This is a genomic window from uncultured Gilvimarinus sp. (assembly GCF_963972205.1).
Classification (GTDB): domain Bacteria; phylum Pseudomonadota; class Gammaproteobacteria; order Pseudomonadales; family Cellvibrionaceae; genus Gilvimarinus; species Gilvimarinus japonicus.
This window is the reverse complement of the sequence record NZ_CAXAUC010000016.1, coordinates 48,680-75,614: the sequence shown is the minus strand read 5'-3', so window position 1 is coordinate 75,614 and position 26,935 is coordinate 48,680. Positions and strand designations below refer to the sequence as shown.

General features: G+C 54.3%; 23 protein-coding genes. 11 read left to right on the top strand and 12 right to left on the bottom strand.

The window, feature by feature from the left end; translation table 11 throughout:
- Positions 1–277 precede the first annotated feature (277 nt).
- From hemH to AACY82_RS16560, 3 genes are all read right to left on the bottom strand, one after another.
- Entirely contained in the window at positions 278–1,294 is a 1,017-nt protein-coding gene (gene hemH / locus AACY82_RS16570) for a ferrochelatase (RefSeq protein ID WP_339617962.1), read from the bottom strand.
- A 105-nt stretch (positions 1,295–1,399) separates the two neighbouring features.
- Entirely contained in the window at positions 1,400–2,536 is a 1,137-nt protein-coding gene (locus AACY82_RS16565; RefSeq protein ID WP_339617961.1) for a PQQ-dependent sugar dehydrogenase, read from the bottom strand.
- Between the two features lie 37 nt (positions 2,537–2,573).
- Entirely contained in the window at positions 2,574–3,167 is a 594-nt protein-coding gene (locus AACY82_RS16560) for a DNA-3-methyladenine glycosylase I (protein WP_339617960.1), read from the bottom strand.
- A gap of 293 nt (positions 3,168–3,460) precedes the next feature.
- Between AACY82_RS16560 and pip the strand changes: the two genes are divergently transcribed.
- From pip to AACY82_RS16545, 3 genes are all read left to right on the top strand, one after another.
- The gene (gene pip / locus AACY82_RS16555) at positions 3,461–4,432 is read left to right on the top strand and encodes a prolyl aminopeptidase (RefSeq protein ID WP_339617959.1); all 972 of its coding nucleotides are present in this window, start codon (positions 3,461–3,463) and stop codon (positions 4,430–4,432) included.
- A 2-nt stretch (positions 4,433–4,434) separates the two neighbouring features.
- The gene (gene dtd / locus AACY82_RS16550) at positions 4,435–4,875 is read left to right on the top strand and encodes a D-aminoacyl-tRNA deacylase (protein ID WP_339617958.1); all 441 of its coding nucleotides are present in this window, start codon (positions 4,435–4,437) and stop codon (positions 4,873–4,875) included.
- A gap of 89 nt (positions 4,876–4,964) precedes the next feature.
- Complete coding sequence (locus AACY82_RS16545; protein ID WP_339617957.1) at positions 4,965–5,834, top strand: TraB/GumN family protein; 870 nt, start codon at positions 4,965–4,967, stop codon at positions 5,832–5,834.
- 73 nt (positions 5,835–5,907) lie between these two features.
- Here AACY82_RS16545 and AACY82_RS16540 read toward each other — a convergent pair whose 3' ends face one another.
- The 3 genes from AACY82_RS16540 to epmB form a co-directional block, all read right to left on the bottom strand.
- On the bottom strand, positions 5,908–8,019 hold the full coding sequence (locus tag AACY82_RS16540) for an EAL domain-containing protein (protein WP_339617956.1): 2,112 nt from the start codon (positions 8,017–8,019) through the stop codon (positions 5,908–5,910).
- A 274-nt stretch (positions 8,020–8,293) separates the two neighbouring features.
- On the bottom strand, positions 8,294–10,087 hold the full coding sequence (locus AACY82_RS16535) for a hypothetical protein (protein ID WP_339617955.1): 1,794 nt from the start codon (positions 10,085–10,087) through the stop codon (positions 8,294–8,296).
- Positions 10,088–10,202: 115 nt separating this feature from the next.
- The gene (epmB, locus tag AACY82_RS16530) at positions 10,203–11,210 is read right to left on the bottom strand and encodes an EF-P beta-lysylation protein EpmB (RefSeq protein WP_339617954.1); all 1,008 of its coding nucleotides are present in this window, start codon (positions 11,208–11,210) and stop codon (positions 10,203–10,205) included.
- 40 nt (positions 11,211–11,250) lie between these two features.
- Between epmB and efp the strand changes: the two genes are divergently transcribed.
- The 3 genes from efp (at position 11,251) to ppc (ending at position 15,781) form a co-directional block, all read left to right on the top strand.
- Entirely contained in the window at positions 11,251–11,823 is a 573-nt protein-coding gene (gene efp, locus AACY82_RS16525; protein ID WP_339617953.1) for an elongation factor P, read from the top strand.
- Between the two features lie 19 nt (positions 11,824–11,842).
- A complete protein-coding gene (gene epmA / locus AACY82_RS16520; RefSeq protein WP_339617952.1) occupies positions 11,843–12,808 on the top strand; it encodes an EF-P lysine aminoacylase EpmA in 966 nt (321 codons plus the stop codon).
- Between the two features lie 357 nt (positions 12,809–13,165).
- Positions 13,166–15,781 (top strand): phosphoenolpyruvate carboxylase, encoded by a 2,616-nt coding sequence (gene ppc, locus AACY82_RS16515; RefSeq protein ID WP_339617951.1) that lies wholly within the window; start codon positions 13,166–13,168, stop codon positions 15,779–15,781.
- 149 nt (positions 15,782–15,930) lie between these two features.
- Here the strand turns inward: ppc and AACY82_RS16510 are convergent, their stop codons facing one another.
- Positions 15,931–16,587: a glutathione S-transferase family protein gene (locus tag AACY82_RS16510; protein WP_339617950.1), complete on the bottom strand. Its 657-nt coding sequence runs from the start codon at positions 16,585–16,587 to the stop codon at positions 15,931–15,933.
- A gap of 206 nt (positions 16,588–16,793) precedes the next feature.
- Here AACY82_RS16510 and AACY82_RS16505 point away from each other — a divergent pair, with 206 nt between their 5' ends.
- On the top strand, positions 16,794–17,357 hold the full coding sequence (locus tag AACY82_RS16505; RefSeq protein ID WP_339617949.1) for a TetR/AcrR family transcriptional regulator: 564 nt from the start codon (positions 16,794–16,796) through the stop codon (positions 17,355–17,357).
- Here the strand turns inward: AACY82_RS16505 and ybaK are convergent.
- Positions 17,354–17,836 (bottom strand): Cys-tRNA(Pro) deacylase, encoded by a 483-nt coding sequence (gene ybaK / locus AACY82_RS16500; protein ID WP_339617948.1) that lies wholly within the window; start codon positions 17,834–17,836, stop codon positions 17,354–17,356. The genes AACY82_RS16505 and ybaK overlap by 4 nt on opposite strands.
- A 260-nt stretch (positions 17,837–18,096) precedes the next feature.
- Between ybaK and AACY82_RS16495 the strand changes: the two genes are divergently transcribed.
- Positions 18,097–20,208 carry a marine proteobacterial sortase target protein gene (locus tag AACY82_RS16495; protein ID WP_339617947.1) on the top strand — a complete coding sequence of 704 codons (2,112 nt, stop codon included), beginning with the start codon at positions 18,097–18,099 and terminating at the stop codon, positions 20,206–20,208.
- Positions 20,195–20,857, top strand: a complete 663-nt coding sequence (locus AACY82_RS16490) for a class GN sortase (protein ID WP_339617946.1) — start codon at positions 20,195–20,197, stop codon at positions 20,855–20,857. Before AACY82_RS16495 ends, AACY82_RS16490 begins: the two co-directional genes overlap by 14 nt.
- Here the strand turns inward: AACY82_RS16490 and AACY82_RS16485 are convergent.
- Complete coding sequence (locus AACY82_RS16485; protein ID WP_339617945.1) at positions 20,852–21,826, bottom strand: transporter substrate-binding domain-containing protein; 975 nt, start codon at positions 21,824–21,826, stop codon at positions 20,852–20,854. The genes AACY82_RS16490 and AACY82_RS16485 overlap by 6 nt on opposite strands.
- Before the next feature lie 275 nt (positions 21,827–22,101).
- On the opposite strand from AACY82_RS16485, the gene dauA reads away from it, so the two are divergent.
- A complete protein-coding gene (dauA, locus tag AACY82_RS16480) occupies positions 22,102–23,859 on the top strand; it encodes a C4-dicarboxylic acid transporter DauA (protein ID WP_339617944.1) in 1,758 nt (585 codons plus the stop codon).
- A 16-nt stretch (positions 23,860–23,875) separates the two neighbouring features.
- Here the strand turns inward: dauA and AACY82_RS16475 are convergent, their stop codons facing one another.
- Both AACY82_RS16475 and AACY82_RS16470 read right to left on the bottom strand, forming a co-directional pair.
- Positions 23,876–24,814, bottom strand: coding sequence for a hypothetical protein (locus AACY82_RS16475; RefSeq protein ID WP_339617943.1), 939 nt, complete (start codon positions 24,812–24,814; stop codon positions 23,876–23,878).
- A complete protein-coding gene (locus AACY82_RS16470; RefSeq protein WP_339617942.1) occupies positions 24,811–25,152 on the bottom strand; it encodes a PadR family transcriptional regulator in 342 nt (113 codons plus the stop codon). The genes AACY82_RS16475 and AACY82_RS16470 overlap by 4 nt, the downstream gene beginning before the upstream one ends.
- A 144-nt stretch (positions 25,153–25,296) precedes the next feature.
- Here AACY82_RS16470 and AACY82_RS16465 point away from each other — a divergent pair, with 144 nt between their 5' ends.
- Entirely contained in the window at positions 25,297–25,665 is a 369-nt protein-coding gene (locus AACY82_RS16465) for a cytochrome b562 (protein WP_339617941.1), read from the top strand.
- A gap of 145 nt (positions 25,666–25,810) precedes the next feature.
- Here AACY82_RS16465 and AACY82_RS16460 read toward each other — a convergent pair whose 3' ends face one another.
- On the bottom strand, positions 25,811–26,815 hold the full coding sequence (locus AACY82_RS16460) for a hypothetical protein (RefSeq protein WP_339617940.1): 1,005 nt from the start codon (positions 26,813–26,815) through the stop codon (positions 25,811–25,813).
- Positions 26,816–26,935 lie beyond the last annotated feature (120 nt).

Sequence of the window (26,935 nt, the reverse complement as noted above, 5' to 3'; positions counted from 1 at the left end):
TACAGGCCGCATAACCCTCTACTTTTAACGGCGGTTTAAAATGGGGGGATTACATGATGACCTGCATGAGTGCGCAGTGCCGCTTGGATATCGTAGTCACCAAATCGATCTCTGTCGCGATCGTGCCTAGTGCGAAGTCGCTTCGCGATTTGAGTTTTAAGCTCACTACCTACGGGAAGGTTTGCCTCATAACTGGCTCCTGCACCAACGACATATACGGTTTTTGTTGTCACCAATAGTTCCTGTTTTCTGGTTTAAAAAATTACCATTCAGCTTGTTATGCCCCAGCATTACGCAAAACATCCACCAATAACTCAATATGATCGGCCCTATCATTTAGCGCTGGTATGTAGTGGTATTGCTCGCCGCCGGCTTCGAGAAAAAACTCGCGGTTTTGCTCGTCCAGCTCCTCTAAGGTTTCTAAGCAATCGGCGCTAAAGGCCGGGCTTAAAATGGCGATATTTTTTACGCCTTGGGCGGGCAGTTCTTTTAGGGTTTGTTCGGTGTAGGGTTTCAGCCACTCGGCTTTGCCGAAGCGCGACTGGAAAGTGGTGATGCAATCGTCGGGGTTTAGGCCTGCCTGCTCGGCGACTAAGCGTGTGGTTTTTACGCAAAAACAGTAGTAGGGGTCGCCTTTTTCTAGGCTGAACTTGGGAGTGCCGTGGTAGGAGAAAACCCACTTGTCTGGGGTGCCGTGTTTGGCCTGGTGCTCTTTTAGCGTATTCGCTAGCGCGGTGGCGTAGCTTGGGTGCTCGCAGTAGCCGCTTAGAAAGTGCAGCTCGGGCACCCAGCGCCAGTGTTGCAGCTCGTTTGATACGGCATCAAAAGTCGAGCCAACAGTGGCAGCGGCGTACTGAGGGTAGAGCGGCAGTACGATAATTTTGCGCACCCCAGCGGCTTGTAATTCGGCTAGGGCGCTGGCGATGGACGGGTTGCCGTAGCGCATGCCTAGCGCAACTTTTACCTTGGGGTCTAATGCTTTGGCAATGGCGTCGCGTTGGCGGCGGCTAATCGCCAGCAGCGGTGAGCCGTCTTCTGTCCAGATGCTTTGATAGAGTTTGGCCGACTGTTTGGGGCGCAGGTTGAGGATGATGCCGTGCAAAATAAACAGCCACAGCAGTCGCGGAATTTCGACAATGCGCGGGTCAGATAAAAATTCGGCTAAATAGCGTTTTAAGCCGCGCTTAGTGGGTTCGTCCGGTGTACCTAGGTTGGTGATCAGCACGCCCACTTTGGGGGTGGTTTTAACGGTGTCGTGGGCGTTGTCGGTTAATGCCCGGTACTTTGCTGCCATGGGTGCGCCTTGAGGTGGATAATGGCTAAAGTTTACCAGTTGTTGCAAGGTTTTGTCGGGAGGGGGCGCCCGCCACGGCGGCGGGCGGGCAGTGATTCGCCGTAATCAGTCGGCCGGTACTAAACGCACAATGGCGCCACTGGACTCATCGGTCAGCAGGTAGAGGTAGCCATCTGGCCCCTGTACGACATGGCGCAGGCGTTTACCCTGCTCATCTTTGAGTAAGCGTTCTTCGTGTAATACGCGCTCGCCCTCGATATCGAGACGCGACAGAGTTTGCGCTTTTAAGCTGGCGACAAACAGATCGCCTTGCCAGTCGGGGAATTGCTCGCCGGTGTAAAACGTCAGGCCAGCGGTGGCCAGTGAGGGCAACCAGTAATAAACCGGGGTTTCCATCCCCGCTTTTTTAAAGCCTTCGCCAATCTCGCCACCGCCGTAGTCTTCGCCGTAAGTGATGACCGGCCAGCCGTAGTTTTTAGCGGCGCGGTCGAGGTTGATTTCGTCACCACCCTGGGCGCCGTGCTCGCCGCTCCAAAGCACACCGGTTTGTGGGTGGATGGCGGCGCCTTGCATATTGCGGTGGCCGTAGGACCAGATCTCGGGCAGTGCGCCTTTGGTGTCCACAAAAGGGTTGTCGGCAGGAACACTACCGTCGGTGTTAATGCGCACGACTTTACCGTGGTGGTTATCTAAGGTTTGCGCGTCGTCTTTTTGCGAGTAGCGCTCGCCCAAGGTGACAAACAAAGTGCCGTCGCTTGCAAATACTAATCGCGAGCCAAAGTGCGCATTGCTTTTTACTTTGGGCTGCTGGCTAAAAATACGGGTTACATCAACCAGCTTATCGTCTTGGATGCGGGCCGAGGCAACGGCGGTGCTGTTGGTGCTGTCGTCTTCGCCGGGTTCAGAGTAACTAAAATAAATACGTCCGTTATTGGCGTAGTCTGGGTCGATGGCGACATCCAGCAACCCGCCCTGACCTTTGGCGTAAATCTCGGGCAGCCCTTGCAGGGGTGGCCACACTTGCCCGTCGGGGCTAACTAAACGCAGGTTGCCTTCGCGCTCGCTCACCAGCATGGTGCCGTCAGGTAAAAACGCCAGGCCCCAGGGGTTTTTGAGCCCATCGGCGACCGTCTCGATGGCAAAGCTTGCGCGCTCGCTGTCGATTACGGTTTTAGCATTGAGGTTAAACGGGGCTGCCAGCGCGGCCGCTAAACTGAGGGCCGCCAAGGTGCGTGTGAACATATGCTTCTCCTGTGTTGAGTCTGTCAGTGTACCAGCGTTAGCGCGGTTTGCCCCCTAAAGCGGCGCAGCTGCGGTAGCGAAAGCAGTCGGTGGTGTGGTCATTCACCATGCCGGTGGCCTGCATAAATGCATAGCAGATAGTGCTGCCGACAAAGTTAAAACCCTGCTTTTTAAGGGCTTTGCTCATGGCGTCCGACTCGGGGGTGGTAACGGGCACCTCGTTTAAGCTCTGCCAGTGGTTTTGGATCGGTTGCCCGCCGACAAAGCTCCACAAGTACTCTACCCAATCTTCCCCGGCCTCTTGCATGGCAAGGTAGGCGCGCGCGGCTTTAATGGCGCTCTCTATTTTAAGCTTGTTGCGGATGATCTCGAGGTTTTGCCGCAGGCGCTCGACGTCCTGCTCGGTAAACTGGGCTATTTTGACCGGGTCAAAATGGCAAAATGCCGCGCGATAGCCCTCGCGTTTTTTTAGCACGGTAATCCAGCTAAGGCCTGCCTGAGCGCCCTCCAGAATCAGCATCTCAAACAGTTCCAGTGCGTCGTAGCAAGGTACGCCCCACTGCTGGTCGTGGTATTGCTGGTAAATTGGATCGTCGCTGCACCACTGGCAGCGTATCGGTGTTTTACTCATGGTGCTCCTTGCTGCCGCCTGCTGGTGGCGGCGTTGTCGGGGGGCATTATCGGTTGCAGCAGCCCCAAAGGTGTCGTGTGCAAAAGTATACGACACTCTGTCTGCTGGCTTAAAATGAATACTAGCTACTTGAGGCGTCCATCGCCCGGTAATGAGGGCGGCTATTGTCCAGTTGATGGTGTTGGCCTATGGGTGTTTGCACGGCGAAAATTGCTATAAGCACTCCCGTCCGCTCGGCATGTATGCTAAGTTTGCGACTCTATTCAAGCCGCAGCAGTTTGCAGGGGCCGCACATGTTGATGTTTTACCCAGAGATTAAACCTTACGCTCGCCATCAAATACCCGTAGAGGCACCACATGAGCTGTATGTGGATGAGTCGGGTAACCCCGATGGCATCCCGGTTTTATTTGTCCACGGTGGCCCAGGTGCTGGCTGCGGCAAATACGACCGGCGTTTTTTTGACCCCGAGCGCTACCGCATCATTTTATTTGATCAGCGCGGCTCTGGGCGCTCTACGCCGCATGCTGAGCTGGAAGGTAATACGACTCAGGCTCTGGTCGAGGATATAGAGCGTATTCGCGTTGCGTTGGATGTTGATCGCTGGGCGCTGTTTGGCGGCTCGTGGGGTTCAACCTTAAGCTTGGTGTACGCCGAGACTCACCCCGAGCGAGTGTTAGGGCTGATTTTACGCGGCATCTTTTTATGCCGTGAGCGGGATTTAACGTGGTTTTACCAAGACGGCGCCAGCGCTATTTTCCCCGATTACTGGAAAGATTTTGTAGCGCCGATCCCTGAGAACGAGCGGCACGATTTAATGCACGCTTACTACCAACGGCTAACCGGCGATAACGAGCTGCAAAAGATGTCTGCCGCCAAGGCCTGGTCGCTGTGGGAGGGCCGCTGCGCTACCTTGCGGCCTAATCAGGATGTGGTGGATACCTTCTCGAACCCTTTTAAAGCTTTGGCGCTAGCGCGTATTGAGGCGCATTACTTTGTTAATAAGGCGTTTTTAGAAGACAACCAAATTATTAACAACGCCGATAAATTAGCGGGTATTCCCGGCATGATCGTGCATGGCCGTTACGATATGGTTTGCCCCCTGGATAATGCTTTTGCGCTGCAAGAGGCCTGGCCGGATGCCGAGCTGCAAATTATCCGCGATGCTGGGCACGCCTCCCGCGAGGCGGGGATTGTCGATGCACTGATTCGCGCCACCGACGGTCTGGCACGCAAGCTCGGTAACGACTCCGACCAAATGGCTTAACGATGCGCGGTTTGATTCAGCGGGTAGCCCACGCCTCGGTAACGGTGGAGGGTGAATGTGTTGGCCGTATCGAGCAAGGCCTGTTGTTGCTGTTGGGGGTTGAGCGCGATGATACCCGCGAGCAGGCCGACAAGCTGCTGCATAAAGTCTTAAATTACCGCCTGTTTGCCGATGCTGACGATAAAATGAACTTAAACGTCGGCGAGGTGGCCGGGGGCGTGTTAGTCGTGTCGCAATTTACGTTAGCGGCAGACACCCGCAAAGGGCTGCGACCGGGGTTTTCTAGCGCCGCTGCGCCGGCACTGGCCGAGCAGCTGTACGATTACTTTGTGCAGCAGTTGCAAGCGCAACACGCCGTGGTGGCGACCGGGATTTTTGCCGCGAATATGCAGGTAAGTCTAACCAACGATGGCCCCGTGACTTTTTTATTAGAGGCCCGTTGACGGCGCGCTTAGCCTTTATATGTTCATCAAGTGATGGTGCAACAACCTCATTGGTTAAACCTTTAACTTAATAACCACAAGGGACGATTATGACTCGCTTAAAAGGACTTCTTGCCGCTGGCGCTCTGTGTGCAAGCTTTACCGCTCAGGCTGAAAGCTATGTCTGGCAAGTTAGTGATGGTGATAACCAGCTGTTCATTGGCGGTACCATCCATATGCTAAAACCCAGTGACTACCCGCTGCCGGCTGAGTACCCGGCGGCCATGGCGGCGGCAGAGCAGGTGGTATTTGAAACGGACATGGACGCGGTACAAGACCCTGCCTTTAGCATGCAGCTGCAGCAGGCGATGATGCTGGCGCCGGGTAAAACCTTAGAGGGTGAACTGGACAGCAAAACCTGGGCGCGACTCAGTGCCTACTCTGCCGCCAGGCAATTACCGCTCGCGCCCATGGGGGCCTTTAAGCCGGCCTTTGTCGCACTGGCCTTCACCATGTTAGAGATGCAAAAGCTGGGCTTTGGCGATGGCATTGATCAGCGCTATTTTGCCGAGGCAAAAGCGCAAGGCAAAACCTTGGGCGAGCTGGAAACACCTGAAGAGCAGCTCGGCTTTATGGTTGCTATGACCGAGGTGGACCCCAATTTATTTATCAACTCGACGCTGGATGACCTTGAGCAAATGGCAGAGCTGTTTGATAAAATGGTGGCCGAGTGGCGTGCCGGGGACGCTGATGATTTGTTTCAGCTGATGGGCAAGCCAATGCTTGATGAAGCGCCCGAGTTGTACCATCTGATTTTAACCGAGCGCAATAAAAACTGGCTGCCACATCTTAAGCAAATGCTGGCGACGCCGGAAACCGAATTTGTCTTGGTGGGTGCCCTGCATCTCGCCGGCCCCGACAGTGTCCTCGCGATGCTGAAAAAAGAGGGGTTAAGCGTTAGCAAATACAAGCTGCCTTAACAGCTTTTCGGTTTGGCCACAAAAAAGCAGCCGATCGGCTGCTTTTTTTGTGGTCGTCATTTGAGTCGAGCCGTTAGCCTTCCATATTAAAATCGTAGCTCATCGACTGGGTCGGCTCTTGCAAATAGTGGCCTTGGATATAATGCACCCCCGCTTGCCATAGTGTTGAGAGCACACTGGCGTTTTCGACAAACGGCACAATGGTGATTTTGTCGGCCTCGTGAAGCTGCTCTAACAATTGGGTCAGCGATTCGGGGCTCTCGCTTTTGCTCTGCACATCCTGAGTAAAAGAGCCATCGACTTTGATAAAGGCGGCGTTGACATGCTTAAGCGTATTAAACGGGTTGAGTGAACAGCCAAAGTTGCAAATGGCCAGTTTACTGCCGAGCTTTTCTAGACCGGTGTTGAGGGCTTTGGCCGCATTGAGGTGATTGGTGATGTCCACCTCTTGGGCTTGAAATACCACCGCGTCGGGCGGTAGGCCCGCGGCTTTAAACGCTACCCCAAGCCAGGCGACGAGCGAGCTGTCGCAAATGGATGCGCTGTTTAGGTTGAGAATTAACTTGGTTTTGTTGCCGCGGGTGCGGTGCTCGGATAACAGCTTAATGGCCTCTAAAATGACCCAGCGGTCAATCTTAATCCCGATGCCCGCTTGGTGGGCGGCCTCGATAAACTCATTGGGTGATACTTCTTTTTGGTCGCTATTGAGCAGTCTTAGTAAAACTTCGTAGTACTCTTCATCCGAGCCGCGCAAGCTGATGATCGGTTGAAACAACAGACGAAACAGATCGTTATCCAACGCGTGCTGGACGTCCTTGAGCATATCGCGTTCTTGCTTTTCCTCTGCGCTTACCGGCGGCTCGTACAGCAGCGCGCTGGTCTCTTCGCTTTCGCGTACCTGATCGGCGGCGGTCATGGCCTGCTCGATAACTTGCTCGGCGCTGCTGGAGTTCTCGTTCAGTACCGAGATACCGATGGTGGCACTTAACTGCAAGGTTTTACTGTTGACCTCTACAATGTGCTCGGCAATTGTCGAGCACAACTTTTGCGCCCGGTTGACGGTTTCGGTTGCGGTGGTGTTGCCGGTTAGCAAGGTGAAGGTGTTGTCGCCAAAACGAGCGAGTGTTTCGCCCTCGGCGGCTTCGCGGCTAAGCAATTGTGCTAAATCTTCGAGTGCGGCATCGGCGCCGGCCATACCGAGTTTGGCCTGTACCGTCTCGGCAAAGTCGTCGATGTCGATATACAGCAGGCAGCGGCTTTGATCGTCGCTCATGCCGTCGATAATTTTATCGGCGTGGGCCAACAAGTAGCTGCGGTTGTAGAGCCCGGTAACATTGTCTTTCCACTTGGCCTCTTCGAGCTCTTTGGCCGAGATCCCCGCGGCGGCAGCGGCGGCTGCAGCCGTGGCAGCGGCGCGGGTACCGCGGGTTAAAAACTGCAAGCAGGGCTCGTCGTCGTAGCTGGCGTGGGCAACCTCCAGCGATACATCGGTTTGGCTGCCGTCATGACGTAGCCCCTTAAAGCTTAAGGTGCTGGATTCGGCATCGAGCCCCTTAAGCGTAAATTCTTTTAAAAACTCTTTGAGTTTGGCGTGATCGCTTTCGGCTACCATATCCATAATCGGCATACAGTCGATATCGTCTTTGTCGTCGTAGCCAAACAGCTCGGCAAAAGACTCGTTGGCGTACAGGTATAACCCGTCTTGCACGTAGGCGATGGCGTCGCGCGAGCTATCCAACAGCGACTGTGAGCGGCGCTCGGACTCGCGCAAGCGGCGGTCGGCAATGCGCTTTTCGTGGCGCTGGGCACGGTTTGCCAGCTCGCGGCTGATGACCAGTAACAGGTGCTGATCTTCATCTAAGCGGACCACGTCGGCCGCGCCGATCTTTAAACCCTCGACAATGGCTTGGCTGGTCTCGTCATCGGTCAGCAATATCGACGGCACATCTTTGTTGAGTCGGCGAATTTGCTGGATGGCGGCGGCGGGGGTTAGGTTTTGTGTTTGGTCGTGTGCGATCAGGATGTCCCAGGCCTGCTCTTCTAGCAGCTTGGTCAGTGACTCGTCACTGGTGACATGCTGGGCCCGATTGGGGCGTCCGGCATTGTGCAGCATGCTAATGAGGCGTTCGGCTTCTGCTTGCGAATCGTTAAGGATGAGCAGGCGGATTGTGTCGTTGGGATTCATAGAGGTCTACTGCGCTCGCTATTCCACGGTTTTTATCGAATGCCAGTCCTTTGGTGGCTACAAGTGCGACATCCCCCCATTCACTCGAAAAGTCTAACCGGTTATCGGCTTTGACTTGCAAGCTGGCACTTATAGGTGAAGAGGCAACTATATTACCCGAATATTCGTCGACCTCAATACTTGTACACGTTTTGCATAAGGCCGGCTATGCTTACCGTTGAAAAATGCGACGGGATCGACGCTTTACCGGCCCTTTAATCTGCCGCTAGCACGACTAGTCTTTACTGTCCCACAGGGCGGCAAAGTCGGTTTTTTCACGGCTTTGTTCCGCCTTGGTGTCATCGATGGTCGCCAGTACTTTATAAGAGAACTGACTGATGATACCGGTCGAAAAAACTCGTCGTGTTAGCTGTAATGTGGTTATCACTCCATCTTGGTATAGCTTAATTTTCTGCATCTCGCGAAAACTCACCGCATTGGTAAGTAAGCTGGCAGGCTGATTGGCGAGCCGCTGGGCCGGTAGTGCCAAAACCCGCAGGTACTCGGCGTACTCGCCGGTTTTTTGCACGATAGCTGCCGCCGCAGGCTGCGCCTGTGGGGCGAGTAGTTGTATGCCTATTTGCGTGGCGCCGCGCGTTTGCTGTACCCAGCGCACGGCGGCGATGCCCCATTTGTGACGTCCCGGCTCGCGTACACCGAGCAGCTCGCCGGCCTTGAGGGTGGCGGGGCTGGCGCCGTGCCACTCCAGACAGTAACCGCCGGCACTGGCATCGACTACCGCGACTTTATCGATCGGATGTTGCCCGCGATATTTAGCGCGGCTCGCGCGGCGAATATTCTCTTCCATATTGATGGTCGAATGGTTGCTCGCTTGCAGCGCCGGTTTGGCAACATCAAAGGCTTCGCCCCAGGGGTCGGCGGCGCTGGGGCTAATACGATCTTTTAGCTTTAGGCCGCGCTGTTTAAAAATCCCCTCGCTGGGGTCGTCTAACCCCAGCTCTGAGGGGCTTTTTAGGTAGAGGTTAAACGGCGTCTCCCCGGCACTGTAAAAGTGCAAATTACTTAAGCCGATGGTGACTTCTAGCTCGCCATCGCCCGCGTGGCGTGGGTAACTACGCTCCACAATCCGTTGCCACGCGGCTAGCAGGTGTCCCGCCAGCGCCGATGATAGTCGGGTGGTGGTGCCCGGTGCCAGATCTTGTAGGGTTTGGCAAAGCGGCGCCGTGCTAATTGCGCGCACGTCTTGGCTGTCGTACAGCGCTAGGCGGCTGCGATACACCGGTGGGGTGTCGCTATCGAGCATGACGGCATAAAGGCAGTCAGGCGCTTGGTCGTCGTTGCGGTAAAGCTGCGCCTGCAAACTGAGCGACTCAAGCGACAGGTACAAGTTGTATAGGTCGTTTTGCCCCAATTGGTTGGGGCGGGCGGTGGCCATTAGCACAAGGCGCAGGTAGGCTTGGGTGATGGTGTTGACACCTTGGTGGTTGGGCAGCGGGTCGTTGACTTTAATTGTCGTGAGTCCGTTGCGCTCGGCCAATAAGTAAGGCGTGTGCACCTCGCTCCAGAGCTGCTTAAGGGTGGGCGTATAAAGCTGGTAACTGCGCAGCAGTAATAGCCCCAGGCCTGTCAGCGCGCGGTGAATGGCTAACGCGCGTAACTCGGGGCTGCTGCGGTTGGTAAAGGTTGTACGCACAGCGCTTAAATAGGCGTTGCTTAAGTGTTTTTGCAGCGCCTGAGCTATCACCGCAGCTTTGCGGGCGGGGTCGGGCAGGATAAGGGGTTGGTGCAAAAAGGTTTTGCTTAATCCCTGGATGGCCACTTGCACGGCCGGGCGCACTTGATCGAGCATCTCGAGGTGAGTTTGGCCGTCGGTTTTTAGGCGCGCCAGCTCGGGCAGCGCGGCGTAGAGCACGGCGCTGATATAGCGGGTTTGCGTCAGCGGCTGGGCGTCGATCCATTGGGCGACATTGTTGGCCGTGGCACTTTTGCAAAAGCTGAGGCTTTTAAGGTCAGGCTCGGGCAGCTTGAGTCGGGCAAGCAGTGCGGTATCGGTTAAGGCTTCATTCATGCGTTGGCTTTTTACTCTAGGGTGACCGTTACACTATAGCGGATGGCGCGGTGTTTGTGGCTTAGGGGCCCTGGGCATTACAGGGCCCTCTAACCCTTTCGCCATCCGAGGTATTTTAGATCACCGGTGTCTTAGATGGTTCGCCGGGGATTTCACGCACCAGTTTTGGCACCAGGTAGCCCGATAAACTGTGCAACAGCGCTTGGTGCAGCTGGCGCGCCTGTTGTTCTGGGACGTCAAAGTGAGCCGCTCCGGCAACCTTGTCTAGCAGATGCAGGTAATAAGGTAACACACCGCAGGCAAACAGCCGTTCACTGAGCTGGCTTAAGGCGGTAACCGAATCGTTTACGCCTTTTAATAAAACCGTCTGATTAAGTAGCGTGACCCCGGCCTCGCGCAATTGGATCAGTGCGCGCTCGACACTGGCGTCTAGCTCTTGGGCGTGGTTGGCGTGAATGACCAGAGTGTTGGCAAAGCGCGGTCGGGCTAGCCAGTCGAGGCATTGATCGGTGACCCGCGAGGGCAGCACCACCGGTAATCGGGAGTGCACACGCAAGCGAGTAATGTGGTCAATCTGGCTGATTTCGTCGGTAAGCCACGCCAAGGTAGCGTCCGGTGCGTTGAGTGGATCGCCGCCGCTAAAAATGACCTCGTGGATGCTGCTGTCGTGGCGAATATAATCCAGCGCCTGTTGCCATTGGACCCTACTGGGCCGGTTGTCGGCGTAGGGGAAGTGGCGCCTAAAGCAGTAACGGCAGTTAATGGCGCAGCTACCGGTCACCACCAGCAGTACGCGCCCCTGGTATTTGTGTACCAGCCCCGGATGGGGATTGGCGGCGTTTTCGTCCAGCGGATCGTGACTGTAGCCGGGCGTGGCCAGCAGCTCGTCGCCGATGGGTAGCACTTGGCGCAGCAGCGGATCGTTAAGATTGCCCGGCTCCATACGCCGGACAAACTCGCGCGGCACTCTTAGGGCGAAGTCGCGACCCGCTAAATGCGCCGCCGGGATCAGTGCTGGGTCGAGTTTTAACAGGCTAAAGAGCTCTTCCGGGGTGCGAATAACGTTTTTAAGCGCCTCTTGCCAGGTCTCGGTCTGCCATGTAGCGACGGTTCGATGTATCATTGGCGCCTTTCAAATTCTGTTAATGTCTACGAGAGGGGTTATGGCCACCTATTCTATCAACGATTTCCGCACCGGTCTGAAAGTAATGCTAGACGGTGATCCATGTAACATTGTTGAAAACGAGCTGGTAAAGCCGGGTAAGGGCCAAGCCTTTAACCGCGTTAAGCTGCGCAACTTGGCCACCGGCCGGGTCTGGGACCGCACTTTCCGCGGCAGCGAAAGCCTAGAGGGCGCCGATGTGGTCGATCGCGATATGGAGTATCTCTATACCGACGGCGAGTTTTGGCACTTTATGGACCCGGAAACTTTCGACCAGTTTGCGGCCGATGCCAAAGCGGTAAGCGATTCAGCCAAGTGGTTGTGCGAGCAAGACAAGTGCGTGGTTACCCTGTTTAACAACGCACCACTGGTGGTTGCCGCGCCTAACCACGTCGAGCTAGAAGTCACCGAAACCGACCCCGGCCTCAAAGGCGACACCGCCCAGGGCGGCACTAAGCCGGCGACCTTAAGCACCGGCGCTGTGGTTAAAGTGCCACTGTTTATGAATATCGGCGATGTGATTCGCGTCGATACTCGCACCGGTGAGTACTTAGGCCGCGCCTCTAAAGATTAATCGCACGGCTACCTTTGGTGTGAGTGATTTTTGGCGCCCGAGTTGTTCGCCCGAGCTGTTACAGGCGCGGGCAGAGCTCAACTTTAGGTTGCGTGAGTTTTTTCGCGCGCGGCAGGTACTGGAGGTTGAGCTTCCGGTGCTTGCCAGCTCTTTTGTTACCGACCCGTTTATCGAGCCGGTAACCGCCCGCAACGCCGGGCATACCTATTATTTACAAAGCTCCCCCGAGTACGCCATGAAGCGGTTGTTGGCCGAGTACCAACGCTGTATTTATACCTTAACCAAAGTGTTTCGCGCCGGTGAGTGCGGCTCGCGCCACAACCCAGAGTTTACTATGCTGGAGTGGTATCGCGTGGGGCTGGATGATCACGGTTTGATGCGCGAGGTGGGTGAGCTTCTGTGCGAGTTAATCCCCGGGCTTGATATCCACAAGTTGAGTTATCGCCAGTGGTTTAGCGACCGCTGGGGCGTTGATCCGCATACAATTGCGCTGGCCGAGTTGCGTGCGCTGGGTAAAAGCCTGATCGAGATCGACGACACCGGCCTTGATAAAGACGCCTGGTTGGATTTATTGGTTACCCACGAGCTGGAGCCCAGCTTGCCTGTGGGGCTAACGTTTGTGCATGACTTTCCGGCGAGTCAGGCGGCGTTGGCCCGTATTGTGGACGACGAACATGGCACACCGGTTGCGCGGCGTTTTGAGGCTTACTTAGCCTGCTCCCGCGGTACGGCGATGGAATTGGCCAATGGCTACTGGGAGCTTACCTGCGCCAGTGAGCAGCGCCGGCGCTTTGATTGCGACCTCGCGCGGCGCCAAACATTAGGGGTACCCAGCTACCCTGTGGATGAAAAACTGCTTGGCGCTCTGGAGCGGGGAATGCCAGCCTGTGCCGGTGTAGCCTTGGGGGTTGACCGGCTGCTAATGCAGTTGCACGGGCTTAAGCGCATTGGCCAGACGCTGAGTTTTGAGTTTTCCCGCGCTTAACAAAATTGTGCAAAACATTTTATTGTGAGCATTTTATAGCGCTACCCGGGCGCTGCGATGGGGCACACTGGTGAGTCTAAGTGCCTAAAAAATGGGCGGTGCAGCGCCTTGGGCGTCCTAAGTTGGGCATTTTAACGTATTGATTTTGTTTGTGTTTTGCACTGTGTGAGAATCACACAGTCGGCGCAGAGCCGCCCCTGCTGCCGCCTTGGGGTGGTTACGCAAAGCTCGTACACAAAGTTGTCCACAGGTAGTGTGGATAATCGATATTTACGGGTTTTACGCTCACGTATTGGGCCCGATTGGCGTAAAATACGGGCAACCTTGTTTACCTTTATTGGCTACGGAGAGATTTAGATGCAACAGCTACCGGAAACCCTGCGGGAAAACGTCCGCTTATTGGGCGAGCTGCTGGGCGAGACCATTCGCGAGCACGAAGGCGAAGAGCGCTTTGCCAAGATTGAAGACATTCGCCAGTTAGGTAAAAGCATCAACCAGAGCGAAAACGAAGATTCCAGCGCACTGGTAGAAATGCTGGGTGAGCTGGATGACAGCGACATCCTGCCGATTGTTCGGGCTTTTAATCAGTTTTTAAACCTTGCCAATATGGCCGACCAAGAGTACAGCTCTAGCGCCGAGGCCGAGCCGGAAGACGGTTTAAAAACCATGGTATTGGATTTTGCGGAAACCTACGGCAAAGAGAATTTGCTTGAGGTGATGCAAAACCTCAGTATCGAGCTGGTTCTGACGGCGCACCCGACTGAGGTAACGCGTCGCACCCTGATACGCAAATACGATCAAATTGTTAATACGCTGTCCGATCAACAGCGCGGCAATTTACTGTCATTTGAAAAAGACAAAGTGGTGGGTCGTTTGCATCGCTTAGTTGAAGAGATGTGGAGCACCGACGAAATTCGCGGCGAGCGGCCCACCGCCGTCGACGAAGCCAAATGGGGCTTTGCCGTTATTGAAAACAGTCTATGGCAAGCGCTGCCGGATTTTATCCGCCATATGGATCGCATTTGCAGCCGCCATTTGGGGCAAAATCTGCCCATCGACTTACAGCCGTTTAGCTTTTACTCCTGGATGGGCGGCGACCGCGACGGCAACCCCAACGTCACTCACGACGTTACCCGCGAGGTATTATTGCTGGGCCGCTGGATGGCCGCCGAATTGTATTTGGGTGATGTGCAAAGCTTGTACGGCGACCTCAGCATGCACGAGGCAAGCCCCGAGCTGCGCGAGTTTGTCGGCGACAGCGAAACCCCCTATCGCGATTACCTCGCGCCGCTGCGCAGCCAAATCCAGGCCACTCTCGACTGGGCCGAAGCCAGCCTAAAAGGCGAAGAGCCTCCGCGCCCGAAAAACCTGATCGAATCCCGCGACGACTTACTGGCACCGTTAATGGTGTGTTATCGCTCGCTGAAAGAGGTGGGTTTACCGCACATCGCCAACGGCCCGCTGCTGGATACCATTCGCCGGGTACACAGCTTTGGTATCAATTTAGTACCGCTGGATATCCGCCAAGATGGCGAGCGCCACGTTAAAGTGATGGACGAGTTGACCCGCCACTTGGACATGGGCAGCTACTTTGAATGGAGCGAATCTGAGCGCCAAGAGTTTTTGCTAAATCACTTAAAAGACAAGCGCCCATTGCTGCCCGCCGATTGGCCTGTGAGCGATGAAGGCCGCGAAGTGATAAACACCTGTAAGGTTATTGCCGGTGAGCCACGCGAGACTCTATCGCAGTATATTATCTCGATGGCGCAACAACCCTCCGATGTGTTGGTTGTGGCCCTGTTGTTAAAAGAGTGCGGTATGAGCTGGAACATGCCCATCGTACCTTTGTTTGAAACTCTGGATGATCTCGATCGTTCGGCCGAGGTTATGGAGCTGTTGTGGCAACTGCCTTGGTATAAAGAGTACACCGGTGCTAAGCAAACCGTCATGATCGGTTATTCCGACTCGGCCAAAGATGCCGGCAAATTTGCCGCTACTTGGGCACAGTACAAATCGCAAGAGCGCTTAGTGGGGCTGGCCGAGAAATACGGCATCGACCTGATCTTGTTTCACGGCCGTGGCGGCACGGTTGGTCGTGGTGGCGGCCCAGTCGAAAAAGCCATGGCCTCGCAACCGCCGGGCTCGGTAAAAGGTAAAATCCGGGTGACCGAACAGGGCGAGATGATTCGCTATAAGTTTGGCTTGCCCAAAGTAGCCTTTAGCAGTTTCTCGACGTACGTGGCAGCGACCTTGCGCGCCACCATGCAGCCGCACGAGGCGCCCACCGATGAGTGGCGCGACTTAATCGAGCGCATGGCGCAAGCGAGTCTTGAGGGTTACCGCCGGGTCGTGCGCGGTCATCCGCAATTTGTGCCTTACTTCCGCTCGCTTACCCCCGAGCAAGAGCTGGGTTTGCTGGCGTTGGGCTCGCGCCCGGCCAAACGTAAGGCGACCGGCGGTATCGAAAGCTTGCGGGCGATCCCCTGGGTGTTTGCCTGGATGCAAGTGCGGTTAAACCTGCCCGCGTGGCTCGGTGCGCGTCAAGCGCTGGAGTTTGCCTTAGAGCAGGCGCCGTCCACCTTAAACGATATGGTTGATAACTGGCCGTTCTTCTCGTCGTTCCTAGACTTGCTAGAAATGGTGATTGGTAAAGCCGATGGCCCCATCACCGCTTACTACGAGAAACAATTGGTACCAGAAGAGTTGCACCCACTGGGGCAGCAAATGCGCGCCGATTTGGCCGCGCTTGAGGTGCTTATCAACCGTATTAAACGTCAGGACGAACTGTTTGATTCCGATCCGATATTGCGCCAAACGCTGAGTGTGCGTAAGCCTTACATTGATCCGCTTAACTATTTGCAAGCCGAGTTGCTGAAGCGTCATCGCAGCGGTAAACCGTTTAGTGAAGAGTTAGAGCGCGCGCTTAAGGTAACCATGGCCGGTATTTCGGCCGGGATGCGCAACACCGGTTAGTGGGGGTGACGGTTCACGGATTACGGTGAACGTAAAGGGGGAGATGGCTTTGGCCTCTCCCCCTTTTTTTGTGGTTGCACACCTGAAACAGTGGCGACAGTTATTAAGCACAGAGCCACTCGTGGGCCGTCATATCGTGCGCCTAAGCCTTACCTCGATTTACTCATAGGTTGTAAAACTTTTTGCCCGCTAGGGCGTGCGCGTAATCTGTTGGTGTACTCTAGCAGTTGCGGGTGGTCATTGACTAAGTTGATCGGTGCGGGCGCATCTTTGTTGTAAGTAAGCATGGGCGCTAGCATGGCATCAGCCAAGCTGAAATGGTGGCCCACTAAAAACGGTTTACTCCCCAGCTGCTTAGCAATAATGGCAATCGCGTTTTCCGCCGCTGGGCGATTTGCGCTAGTCACATCCATGCGCGGTTCGCCGTTGTCCCCCTTGGGGAACACAACCTCCAGCATAAACTGACGCACCACGTAAAAATCAATATATTGGGTGATCAGGGAGCACCATTGGTCGATTTGGGCGCGCTCCCAGTCGGTTGCGCCTTGCAACGTTTCCGGGCCAAAAATACGATCTAAATAACGGCCGATACTGGCGGTCTCGCACAGTATTTTATCACCGTGTATCAGTACCGGCATTTTGCCAAACGGGTGTAGTTGAAAGTGCTTATCGCTGTGTATATCGATGGTTTGGCCGTTAAGTTCTTTGCCGGTTTGATAGGCAATGCCTTTTTCTTCGCATACTAGCGCGGCAGTGCGTACAAACACACTAAACGACGGTCCGTAAAGCTGAACTAGATTGCTCATTGCTAACTCCTTGCTGTTTAGGTTTAGTCGGAGGTTAGCAATCGCGACAATATGTTCAAGAACATATTTATAGGCGGTGTTATTAACTGTGCAAATAAAATATGTTAGTGAGCATATTGTGGTGTGCCGGTATGATACGCAAGGGCCAGACTTTTGAGCGGCTGCTGGCTGAATCACTGCGGGCTTATAACCGAGGAGTTGCATTAATGGCATGGAGCAAGACACACAAACCACAAACCCGTGAGGCGATTGTGACGGCGGCGGCTGAGCTGTTTACGCAGCTCGGTTACGAGCGGGTAGGCATAGATGATGTGATGGCTGCAGCGGGGTTAACGCGCGGTGCGTTTTACGCGCACTTTGCGTCTAAGTCGGCGCTTTATGCTGAGGCCATTACCGTGGCCGCGATGCGGGCCCGGGATCATGTTCTGCAGCACGCACCGGTGGCGCCTAGTAGTCGCGATGTTGCCGAGCGCTATTTAAGTCGCGAGCGCGCCGAAGGTCAGGAGAACAGTTGTCCACTGGCGTTTTTAGCCACGGATATTCATCAGCGGGATGACCAAGTACGCGATGCTTACGCCCGTGTGTTTAAGGGTTTTGTGAGCAATATCGCCCGCGCCGATAATCTCGATGAGCAAAGCGACAAAGCGCTGCAGGCAGCGGTGTTAATGGTGGGAGGTTTAGCGGTTGCCCGAGCCTTAACAGACGACCCTATCAGTGACCGGGTCTTGGCGGTTTGTAAGCAGGCTATCGCGAACCTGGCTAGCGATTAATAGTGTGCAATGGCTGCCAGAGTCGCCCCTGTTAACCGGCACAGGTCAGCCGGCGTCAATTCAATTTCTAGCCCGCGCTTACCGGCACTGATGTATACAGTGTCGTGCTCCTGGGCCGAGCTATCAACATAAATCGGCAGGCGCTTTTTTTGCCCTAAAGGGCTGACGCCGCCCATTACATAGCCTGTTGCTCGCTGAACATCGACGGGCGCAGCCATATTTAGTTTTTTGCGTCCTGCGGCGCGTGCCAGCGTTTTGAGGTTAAGGCTCCCGTTGACCGGTACGATGCCGACTACCAAAACGCTTTTTTTGCCAGGGGTGGTATCCGCCACCACTAGCGTTTTAAATACTTTGCCTGGTGTTACCCCGAGTTTTTGCGCCGCCTCTAAACCGTAGGAGCTAGCGTTTGGGTCCGGTTGGTATTCACGCAAGGTGAAGTTGGCGTTTGTCTTGCTCAACAGGTCGATCGCAGGTGTCATACATTTGCCGCTGTCTAAAAAAATAGGTCGATAAATAATAGCGTCTAGCGAGCCCAATGACCACTGGGTGACCGGCTTCTGGGGGATGCTTCTGAGTTGCCGTATCTAAGTTTGGGTTTGGGTTTGGGTTTGGGTTTGGGTTTGGCCGTTTGCCATAATTGATCACAATTGCCCACCGGTTTGCCAGAGTTAGTCGTCGTTACACCCGATTGTTTTGTTGTACTGCGAGTATCAAAACTAACTGGTACAGGAGAGACAGCATGGGCGATCAACGGTGGCGCGGTACAGGGAGCATAGGGGGGCGAGTGATGGGTATCTTGCTCGCGGGGTTTATCTCGGCGGCGTGGGCGGAGCCGGACTCTGGCCGGCTTGTGCTATCGAGCGAAAACGACGATGCCGCCGTCACTACAACCGACGCCTTGCACCTGGGCACTGACCTCGAGTTAACCGTGCAAGGGCTACAGGCTCAGGTGCTGGTTTCGCAAACGTTTAAAAACCAAACCGATCAATGGGTAAATGCCACCTATGTTTATCCGCTGGCCGAAGACAGTGCCGTTAGCCAATTAACAATGCACGTGGGCGAGCGTGTTATTACGGGTGAAATTCAAGAGAAATCAAAAGCGCGTAAAACCTTTGCCGCGGCTAAGGCGTCCGGCAAAAAAGCGACACTCATAGAGCAACAGCGGCCTAATATGTTTCGCCAGCAAGTTGCCAATATTGCGCCCGGCGAAACGATTCGGGTTGAGCTTGGCTATAGCCAACAAGTGATGTACGACGCCGGTGAGTTTCGTTTGCGTTTACCGCTGACCTTAACCCCGCGTTATATTCCGGGGGTAGTAAATGGGCAGTGGCGTAAAGAGCAAACAGTAGCGACCGGTGTTAACGGTTGGGCCAGTGCAACCGATCAAGTGCCGGACGCGCATTTAATAACCCCCTCGCAACAACATGTGGCGGGCGAGTTGATTAATCCGGTGAGTTTGTCGTTACAACTTGATGCGGGTATGCCATTAACGCGGGTTCACAGCGACACCCATCAGTTAACCATAAGCCAGCCGACGGGTAATGATGCCGGTGTACGCCTTATTCATTTTGCTAAAGGCGAGGTGAGTATGGATCGCGATTTTGAAATAACCTGGCAACCTAAACCGCACAGTGCGCCGCTTGCCGCTCAGTTTGTCAGCCAGTGGCAGGGCGAGCGCTACTTACAGTTAATGTTAATGCCGCCGCAAGAGGTAAGCGCTAATAACCTAGCGCCGCGCGAGTTGATTTTGGTGGTCGATACCTCGGGCTCTATGGCCGGTGACTCTATCAAGCAAGCGCGGACCAGCGCGTTGCTTGCGCTTGATACCTTAACCCCGCGAGATCGCTTTAACGTGATTTTGTTTGCCAGCGATAGCCGTGCGGTATTTGACCACGCCGTGGTGGCGTCTGCGAATAATATTCAAACCGCTCGCTGCGCGCTTGAGCGTATGCGCGCCGATGGCGGCACCGAAATGATGGGTGCGTTGAAGCGCGCTTTTGCCCAGCCCAGCAATACCGAGTATTTGCAGCAAGTGGTGTTTGTCACCGATGGCAGCGTGGGTAACGAGGCGGATTTACTGCAGCATATTCATCGCAACTTGGGTGACGCACGACTGTTTACCGTTGCTATTGGCAGTGCGCCCAATCGGTTTTTTATGCGTCGTGCGGCGCAGTTTGGTCGCGGTAGCTTTACCGAGATCGCCGCTACCGCACAAATTGCGCCACGCATGGCGGGGTTACTCAACAAGCTTAAGCGCCCGGTGGTGACCAATATTGACATTGAATGGCCCCAGCCGGTGCAGGTGTTTCCGCGCCGCATTCCCGATTTGTACTGGGGTGAGCCGCTGTTGGTAACCGCCAAACTTGGCCCTTGGCCGAGCCGCTCCCTGCCGTTGGTCACCGTGCGGGGAGTCAGTGGCGGTAAACCGTGGCAGCGGGACTTCCCCATCAATGCGGCTACGGCTGATGCTGATTCAGAGGGCGATGCTATACCGGTGTTGGCGCAGCGTTTTGGTCGCGAGAAAATTAAATTTTTAGAAAATGAATTTTATGTTAATGGCCGCGACGCCAGCGATAAAGCGCGGCAAAAAATATTACCCGTTGCACTTAAATACCAATTAATGTCGCGCTACACAAGCTTAGTGGCGGTTGATAAAACGCCAGCTCGTTCGGCATCAGAAGTCGGGCAAGAGCGCGAGCTTAGTAACGCGATGCCTGCCGGAGCGACTATGACGGCAGTGGGTTATCCGCAAACGGCGGCCGGTGTAACCTGGCACTTATTGTTGGGCGCTCTGGCTTTACTGGCCCTGCTGGGAATAAAAAACCTGGAGGTGCGTTATGGCCGCTCGTAATACTACGCGCGCTGCGGCGCTGCCGGTGTTTCATCGCGGCCGGTTGATACTCAGTGCGCTATTGCTGCTGGTGTTGTTATGGCAGTGGGGCAGCGCCTTTGCGATTGAGGCAAAAGCGCAATTGGCACAAGTGTTAATTGCGCGCGCCTGGCAGCAAAAGCTGGCGGCACCAACGCTGGATGTTGCCCCTTGGCCTTGGGCGGATACCCAGCCGGTAGGGCGTTTACAGTTGTTGGACGGTGACGGGCGGGTGCGCAAAGATTTATACGTATTAGGTGGTGGTCACGGTGAGGCGCTGGCTTTTGGGCCGGGCTTAATGCCGGTGGGCGCGTCGGGCAGTCAGGGGGCGCGAGTTATTGGTGGGCATCGCGACACACACTTTGCCTTTTTGCGCGAACTAAAAGGTGGCGAAACGTTGCGCTGGCAGAGCAGTGATGGCCAGTGGCGCCGCTATGTGATTAGTCAGCGCAGTATCGCTGATTCCGAGCAAGACTCCCTGTGGGTGGACCCGAATGCCGATAGTTTATGGCTTGTTACCTGTTATCCGTTTGATGCAGTGCGCCCCGGTGGGCCCTTGCGCTATGTCGTGCGTGCCGACAGTGTCTTGCCAGAGCTGAGTTATATCCGCGAGCGGCGGGTAAGTTTATAGATCGGCGTTAAGCTCGGGAGGTTGAATAAGCATGGGTTGGGTTAACTCGGGCATTAGCGAGGGTGTTGGATGCTTTAGCACGAAGATGTTTGTATTTGCGGCGCGAATGCGGTTGATGGCACCACCAAAATAGTGCTCGAGCAGTTGATCGTGGGTGCCATCGTCAGAGATTTGTGCAAAGCCCTCTTTAATGCGCCGCGCCAGCTGTGGGTGTTTGCCGCTAACTTGAAACACCATAGCGTGGGGGTAATAGATAATGGGCTGATAAGCGATGGTTAATTTATCGTTTAGCGGCGCGGCGGCAAGCTCGGGCTCTATTTCGGCGATACCGAGAAATATCGCATCAAACCGACCGTACGCGAGCATTTCAAATAGGTTTTCAAAGCGGCCATTGTCGTTGACGTTAAAGTTGTTGTATCTGAGGATCATCGCATCCTCCCAGTGGCTCCCTTGGCCGATGGTTAAGTCGCGCAAGTTGTGTTGCTGCGCCGATTGCGCGTATCGCGCGCCATCGCCTTGACGAATGATCGCCGCGCGATAACCGAAAAGCCCTTTCATCACCGGCCGGCGAATCATCAAAATATCGCGGTTGCGGGTGTAGTCGTCTTCACGCAGACCGGATACATAGACATTAGCCTGCTCGCCGTCGGCGACCACCTGCCGCCCCCGCTGGGTGCCAAAAGGAGAGCTGTTTACCGATAGTTGGTAAGCGGGATAATTATCGGCGGTGCGGTCTAATATGGTGCGCAGTAACGCCACCTCGTAACGTCCCCGGCCATTTTTTCCGGCCCAGAGGGTGACGCGCATAGTGGCATTGTCGGAAGGCGGCTGTTGCTCTTGGGGGCTAGCCGCAGGCTCCGTAAGCGCCGCCGACGAGTGACTTAACAGCAGCCCGGCAAGCGTTACAAGTATCACGCTGACAAACCGCTTAAGCTCGCGGTGGTGCCCGATAACAGGTTGTAAACGCATAGAATACTCGTCGCGTAAGATGGGGAACCGCGCATAGCCGTGTGGCCGTAGCGCAAGGTTCAGCCGAACGTATGGTTGTTATGGTGCGTTTGATGTTATACCGCTCGGCCGCTGGTTGGCAACTCACCGCCCAAGGGCGTAGTAAAGCGCCTATTGCCAGTGGCGAGAGTATGTAGGGCTGGTCTGTGGCGCGCTTATGTTGCTTGATGGACATCAGTATTACTCACCGCCACCTTAGTACGTATAATGAGGCTTTAGTTACAAAGGAGGGAGCTATGTCAGCGCGTCGCCAACTTCAGGGGCTGCGTATTGCCAGCGGGTTAAGCGACAGCTGCCTGAAAGAAGGCTACAGCTTAAATAAGCTGCGTGGCGATGTCATGGCGGGGCTTACCGTGGGTATCTCCGCGATCCCGCTATCTATGGCACTGGCCATCGCCATTGGTGTACCTCCGCAGCATGGTTTGTATACATCATTGGTCGCCGGGCTCCTCATGGCTGTGCTGGGTGGCTCGCGTTACTCCGTCTCTGGCCCAACCGCCGCGTTTGTGGTGATCTTACAACCCGTTGTGCAACAGTACGGGTTGCCCGGCTTAATGTTAACAACGCTTCTGGCGGGTACGTTTATCTTATTGATGGCCGTGGCGCAGTTTGGCCGGGTGCTTAGCTATATCCCCCATACGGTTACTTTCGGTTTTACGCTCGGTATTGCCGTTATTATCGCCACTTTACAAATCCCCGACCTGTTTGGCCTGGTTCTTACCGAGCAGCTGCCCAATTTTTACTTTGCAAAACTGTGGGATATTATCCGCCACCTGCCCACCATTCACTGGCCGACCCTGATGGTCACGGCAGTATCCTTTGTGGTGATGTATCTTTGGCCCAGGGCGAAGGTCCCGATCCCGGCTCACCTCGTGACACTGCTGGCCGGCGTGATCGTGGCACTGTTGTTAGCCAATTACGGCTATCCGGTGGCAACCATTGCCAGTTCATTTGAATATCATGCGCTGGCGGGGCATACCGCCGCAGGGATTCCCAACTTTTTACCGCACTTTGAGCTGCCTTGGCAGGGTGTCGAGGGTAACTATTGGACTTTCGAAATGTTGGGCGAAGTGCTGCCGCAAGCGCTGACGATTGCGCTATTGGGGGCCATTGAAGCGCTGCTGTGTGCGGTGATGCTAGAGCGCCTAACCGGCCAGCGCTACCACGCCAACGCCGAACTGTTTGGCCAAGGGGTCGGCAATATCGTTGCGCCATTTTTTGGTGGGTTTAGCGCCGCCCCCGAACTTGCCCGCTCGACCACCAATTTTCGCGCTGGTGCCGCTACCCCTTTGGCAGCCGTTATTCACACCGGCGTTATTGCGGTTTGCCTGTTGTGGGCGTCGCCTTATCTTAAACACCTACCCATGGCTTGTATGGCGACATTGGTGGTGATTGTCGCTTGGCGAATGTGCCACGGGCGGCAAATTTTAAACACGGTGCGCACCGCACCCACCGCCGATGTGGTGGTTTTTGTGGTTTGCTTTTCGCTCACATTATTGGTGGATATGGTAGTGGCCATTGGCTCGGCGGTAGTGATTGCCGCTTTGCTGTTTATGCGCGATATCGCCACCATGACCAAAGCGCGCGATATCACCAAAGCGCTTAAGCACGTACCCCGGCCACTGCCGGACGGCTGGCGTGTGATCAAAATATCGGGCCCGCTGTTTTTTGCCGCCGCCGATAAAATATTTAACGAGTTGGACGCACTTGCTAAAGATCAACAAGGTCTGGTCATCCACATGGACGGTGTACCACTGCTCGACGCTGGCGGGCTCGATGGCTTAACGGGGTTTATCACCCGCTGCAAAAAACACAAATGCCAACTGATTTTCTCCGACATTCAGTTTCAGCCGCTAAAAGCCATGGTCAAAGCCGGTATTAAACCCGAGAACGGTAATTTTACTGTTTACCCAATTTTAGCCGATGCGCTGGATGCCGTGCTGGATCAAGACCCGAATCAGCCACCGGCCACTAAACCTGCGGCCGAAAAATAACCCGTGCCCCTTAACGCTAAATGGCCCGCAACTTGTTAATTTTTAATGCCGAATCAATGATGACAAACACGGCGTAACCCAGTACCCCCAGTGCAATCCAATCGGCGGATATCACAAACCGCTTGGCGGCCTCATCCGCTCCCGTGATAATAGTTAGTGCGCTATCCTCGCGGTAAATAACCGCCATAATCATCAGCGTGGGAACATACAGCGCTAACTCGGCCATAATCTTGCGGCGGCTCCAGTAGGGCGACCATAGTTTTACCGAACTGATAATCATCCCAGCGACAAGCACAGCATTAATCCAGGGCAATAGCGCGAGCCATTGCTCAGAAAACAGCAGCGCAACGGGCCGCTCGCCCAAGCTTTGCGGAATAATATGGTTTAGCCATGCAGCAAAATAAACGGTCACCACCAACTCAAAGGCAGACCCGGTGCGACTGATGTACTCCCCCTGCGCGACAACGTTGGGCAGTGAGTCTGGCGTCCAGTGTTTAAATAAATCTGTGCGGCTAACGGATTCGCCCACCAGATAAAAAATTAGCGTCAGCCAGGCAAAGCCGTATAAGCTTTTCTCTAAAATGCTCCACAGCGTTTGCGGCAGAGCTTGCCAAAAGCGCCCCTCGCCCTGCTCGATCAATCCGGCTGCCGCAAAGCATATGTGCAACACGGCAATGGCGATCACCATCCATTGCAACAATTGCAGATAAATAGGGAACAGACTTTCGCTTACCAGCGTAGGGCGCGGTTGAAAGTCCGCCGCTACTAACATCGGGTGGCCGCGTTCGCGCAACAGCGCTTTAAGTTCGTCCTCATTAAGCGGGCGGCCTAAAGACTTGGCGCGGTAATCCCGCTCGTCCTGTAGGTCACTTAACAACTCATCCGCCACATCGTTTCTAACACTCGGCGGCAAGTGAGATTTAACCGCAAAGCTATAGCGCTCTAGCCAGTTCATTGGGTGGCCTCTTTAATATTTTTTAATGCCTGATTTAAGCTTTGCCATTCATCGGTCATTGCTAAGCGGGCGGTATCGCCAGTACCGGACAGCCGATACACCCGTCGCTTGCGCCCCTCTTGCACCTGCCATTCACTGCTCAGTAACTCTTGGCTTTCCAGCCGGCGCAGTAATGGGTAAAGCGTACCTTCGTCCACCTCCAGCCCGTGCTCTTGCAAAAACCGCCGCAAAGAATAGCCGTAATGCGGTTGCACCAGCGCCTCAAGTACCGCCATAACCAGAAGCCCCCGGCGCAGTTCCATGGTTAATTTGGTTAATCGTTCGGGGTCATCGGTCAAAATGTTACCTATACTGTGTGTTGCATAGTATATACTATGTATCGCACAGTACTGTGTTGTCAAGCGAGTAATTTTGCTCGGGGGGATTTGTTTGCGTGCCTGTCCTAGGTATCATGAGCCAAACCGAGCCATTAGGAGAATGTTATGAAGCTATTACTGTTAATCATCGTATTGCCCGCCGTGTTGTTAATGGGGTGTTCTAAACACGATGAACTGCACGAGTCGATGGAGTCGATGGGCGAATCGTTTAAAGTGATGCGCAAAAGCGATGACATCGCGGCGGTTAAAGCCGAATGGGTTAATTTTAAACAGGCGCAACTTGTCGCCCAAAAACAAAAGGTACCCGCAGAAGATCAATCAGAGTTCGATAACGGTATGAACGAGGTTTCCCCCTTGATTGACAAAATTGATGCGGCGCTTAACGCCGACGATTTGGCTGCCGCCAAAGGTTTATTTAAACAGCTTGGCGAAGTGCGTAAAGAATATCACGATAAGCTTAACGTCGATAAGTAAGGTTTTTCGCACAGCGCCTGTCGTGGCCAACCGTAACAGGGCGGCCACGACAGGGTGAATTATATTATTTAAAAATAAAAATTCCGAGTGTAAAGGTATCAGCCGTATACGTGCCATTCAGTTAAACCCTAATAGCAATCGAGCTTTACTCATAAGGCGACACCAAGCATTGCCATTGTTTGCCATCAAAAGCGTATACCTGATGCAAGCTGGCGATGACTAACAAACCGTCGCGAGCGTCCATGTGGCCGCTAAAGGGCAGGCGCTGTTCACCAAACATGGCGGGCTCGACTTTATCGCCGGTGACGGTTTTAAACTCGTAATCCGAGCTTAACCACAGCTTGTTATCAAACCATACGCTGTCGTTATACGGCACGCTTGAGGTGTGGCTGTAAATTTTTTCCCATGTGTCAGCTTGGCCGCGCCAGATGTTGCCGCCTTCGCCGCCAATGTAAACGGTTTTATCGGGGGTGACAGTCACTGTGCTGAGTTGCTCGTTACTGGGGAAGTCGCATTGGCGCCATCGCTCGCCGTTGTAAAAAAACACCTCGCCATGACCGCCTACGGCGTACATGTGGTTTTCATTGGGGCCATCCATGTCTTTAAATCCCATATGACTGCGAGATTGTAGTTCTCCGCGAATACGCTTAGCGGAGGAGTCTGGAAGCCCCTTTTTGTTGAATGGCTCCCAGTGGCCTACATCGATTCGTTTGAAAATTTGCCGGAATAGCCCAACGGAATAAGCCCAACCGTCGATGGTGACAACTTTTTTTGTGGCTGGTACTAGGCCTTTGGGGGAGATGAACTCGAATTTTCCGCCAGCGCCTAAAACTCTAACCTGACCTTGGTTGTTGCTTGAAACCAAAAGGTCTTGGGCTACAGGATTGCTGCATGTTCCCAGCATTGGTTTGGTAAAGCCTTCTAAAAAAGCAGCTCCGGTTCTTTCTTTTTCTGGCTCACGGTTGAGCTTTATTTGAACGACATTGGTTCTAAACTCGTGATCAAGCATGAGCGAAGCTTCATCTTCGGGAAATGTTTGCCGGACAACGATACTTATTAACTCTTTATGACGGATAGTTATGTCTGTTATTAACCAATCTTTAATGAGCGATTGCCACTGATCTTTCGGTACATAAATTGAATTTTCCATTTTTCCTCAGCTATTAATCTATTTGATGATCTGTATTTAAGTCATTTCCGTGTTGGTCTTTAACCCTAAGCTTCGCTTTTCGGCAGTGTTTTTTGTAGTAGTCTTTGAGTTGGTTCTCTA

Bases quoted from the DNA above. Each gene is read 5' to 3' on its own strand.
- dauA (WP_339617944.1), top strand. From the start codon at position 22,102: ATGTCAGCGCGTCGCCAACTTCAGGGGCTGCGTATTGCCAGCGGGTTA.
- AACY82_RS16510 (WP_339617950.1), bottom strand. From the start codon at position 16,587: ATGAGCAATCTAGTTCAGCTTTACGGACCGTCGTTTAGTGTGTTTGTA.
- AACY82_RS16560 (WP_339617960.1), bottom strand. From the start codon at position 3,167: ATGAGTAAAACACCGATACGCTGCCAGTGGTGCAGCGACGATCCAATT.
- hemH (WP_339617962.1), bottom strand. From the start codon at position 1,294: ATGGCAGCAAAGTACCGGGCATTAACCGACAACGCCCACGACACCGTT.
- AACY82_RS16535 (WP_339617955.1), bottom strand. From the start codon at position 10,087: ATGAATGAAGCCTTAACCGATACCGCACTGCTTGCCCGACTCAAGCTG.
- AACY82_RS16545 (WP_339617957.1), top strand. From the start codon at position 4,965: ATGACTCGCTTAAAAGGACTTCTTGCCGCTGGCGCTCTGTGTGCAAGC.
- AACY82_RS16540 (WP_339617956.1), bottom strand. From the start codon at position 8,019: ATGAATCCCAACGACACAATCCGCCTGCTCATCCTTAACGATTCGCAA.
- AACY82_RS16495 (WP_339617947.1), top strand. From the start codon at position 18,097: ATGGGCGATCAACGGTGGCGCGGTACAGGGAGCATAGGGGGGCGAGTG.
- efp (WP_339617953.1), top strand. From the start codon at position 11,251: ATGGCCACCTATTCTATCAACGATTTCCGCACCGGTCTGAAAGTAATG.
- AACY82_RS16485 (WP_339617945.1), bottom strand. From the start codon at position 21,826: ATGCGTTTACAACCTGTTATCGGGCACCACCGCGAGCTTAAGCGGTTT.
- ppc (WP_339617951.1), top strand. From the start codon at position 13,166: ATGCAACAGCTACCGGAAACCCTGCGGGAAAACGTCCGCTTATTGGGC.
- AACY82_RS16505 (WP_339617949.1), top strand. From the start codon at position 16,794: ATGGCATGGAGCAAGACACACAAACCACAAACCCGTGAGGCGATTGTG.
- dtd (WP_339617958.1), top strand. From the start codon at position 4,435: ATGCGCGGTTTGATTCAGCGGGTAGCCCACGCCTCGGTAACGGTGGAG.
- AACY82_RS16460 (WP_339617940.1), bottom strand. From the start codon at position 26,815: ATGGAAAATTCAATTTATGTACCGAAAGATCAGTGGCAATCGCTCATT.
- AACY82_RS16565 (WP_339617961.1), bottom strand. From the start codon at position 2,536: ATGTTCACACGCACCTTGGCGGCCCTCAGTTTAGCGGCCGCGCTGGCA.
- ybaK (WP_339617948.1), bottom strand. From the start codon at position 17,836: ATGACACCTGCGATCGACCTGTTGAGCAAGACAAACGCCAACTTCACC.
- AACY82_RS16475 (WP_339617943.1), bottom strand. From the start codon at position 24,814: ATGAACTGGCTAGAGCGCTATAGCTTTGCGGTTAAATCTCACTTGCCG.
- AACY82_RS16490 (WP_339617946.1), top strand. From the start codon at position 20,195: ATGGCCGCTCGTAATACTACGCGCGCTGCGGCGCTGCCGGTGTTTCAT.
- epmB (WP_339617954.1), bottom strand. From the start codon at position 11,210: ATGATACATCGAACCGTCGCTACATGGCAGACCGAGACCTGGCAAGAG.
- pip (WP_339617959.1), top strand. From the start codon at position 3,461: ATGTTGATGTTTTACCCAGAGATTAAACCTTACGCTCGCCATCAAATA.
- AACY82_RS16465 (WP_339617941.1), top strand. From the start codon at position 25,297: ATGAAGCTATTACTGTTAATCATCGTATTGCCCGCCGTGTTGTTAATG.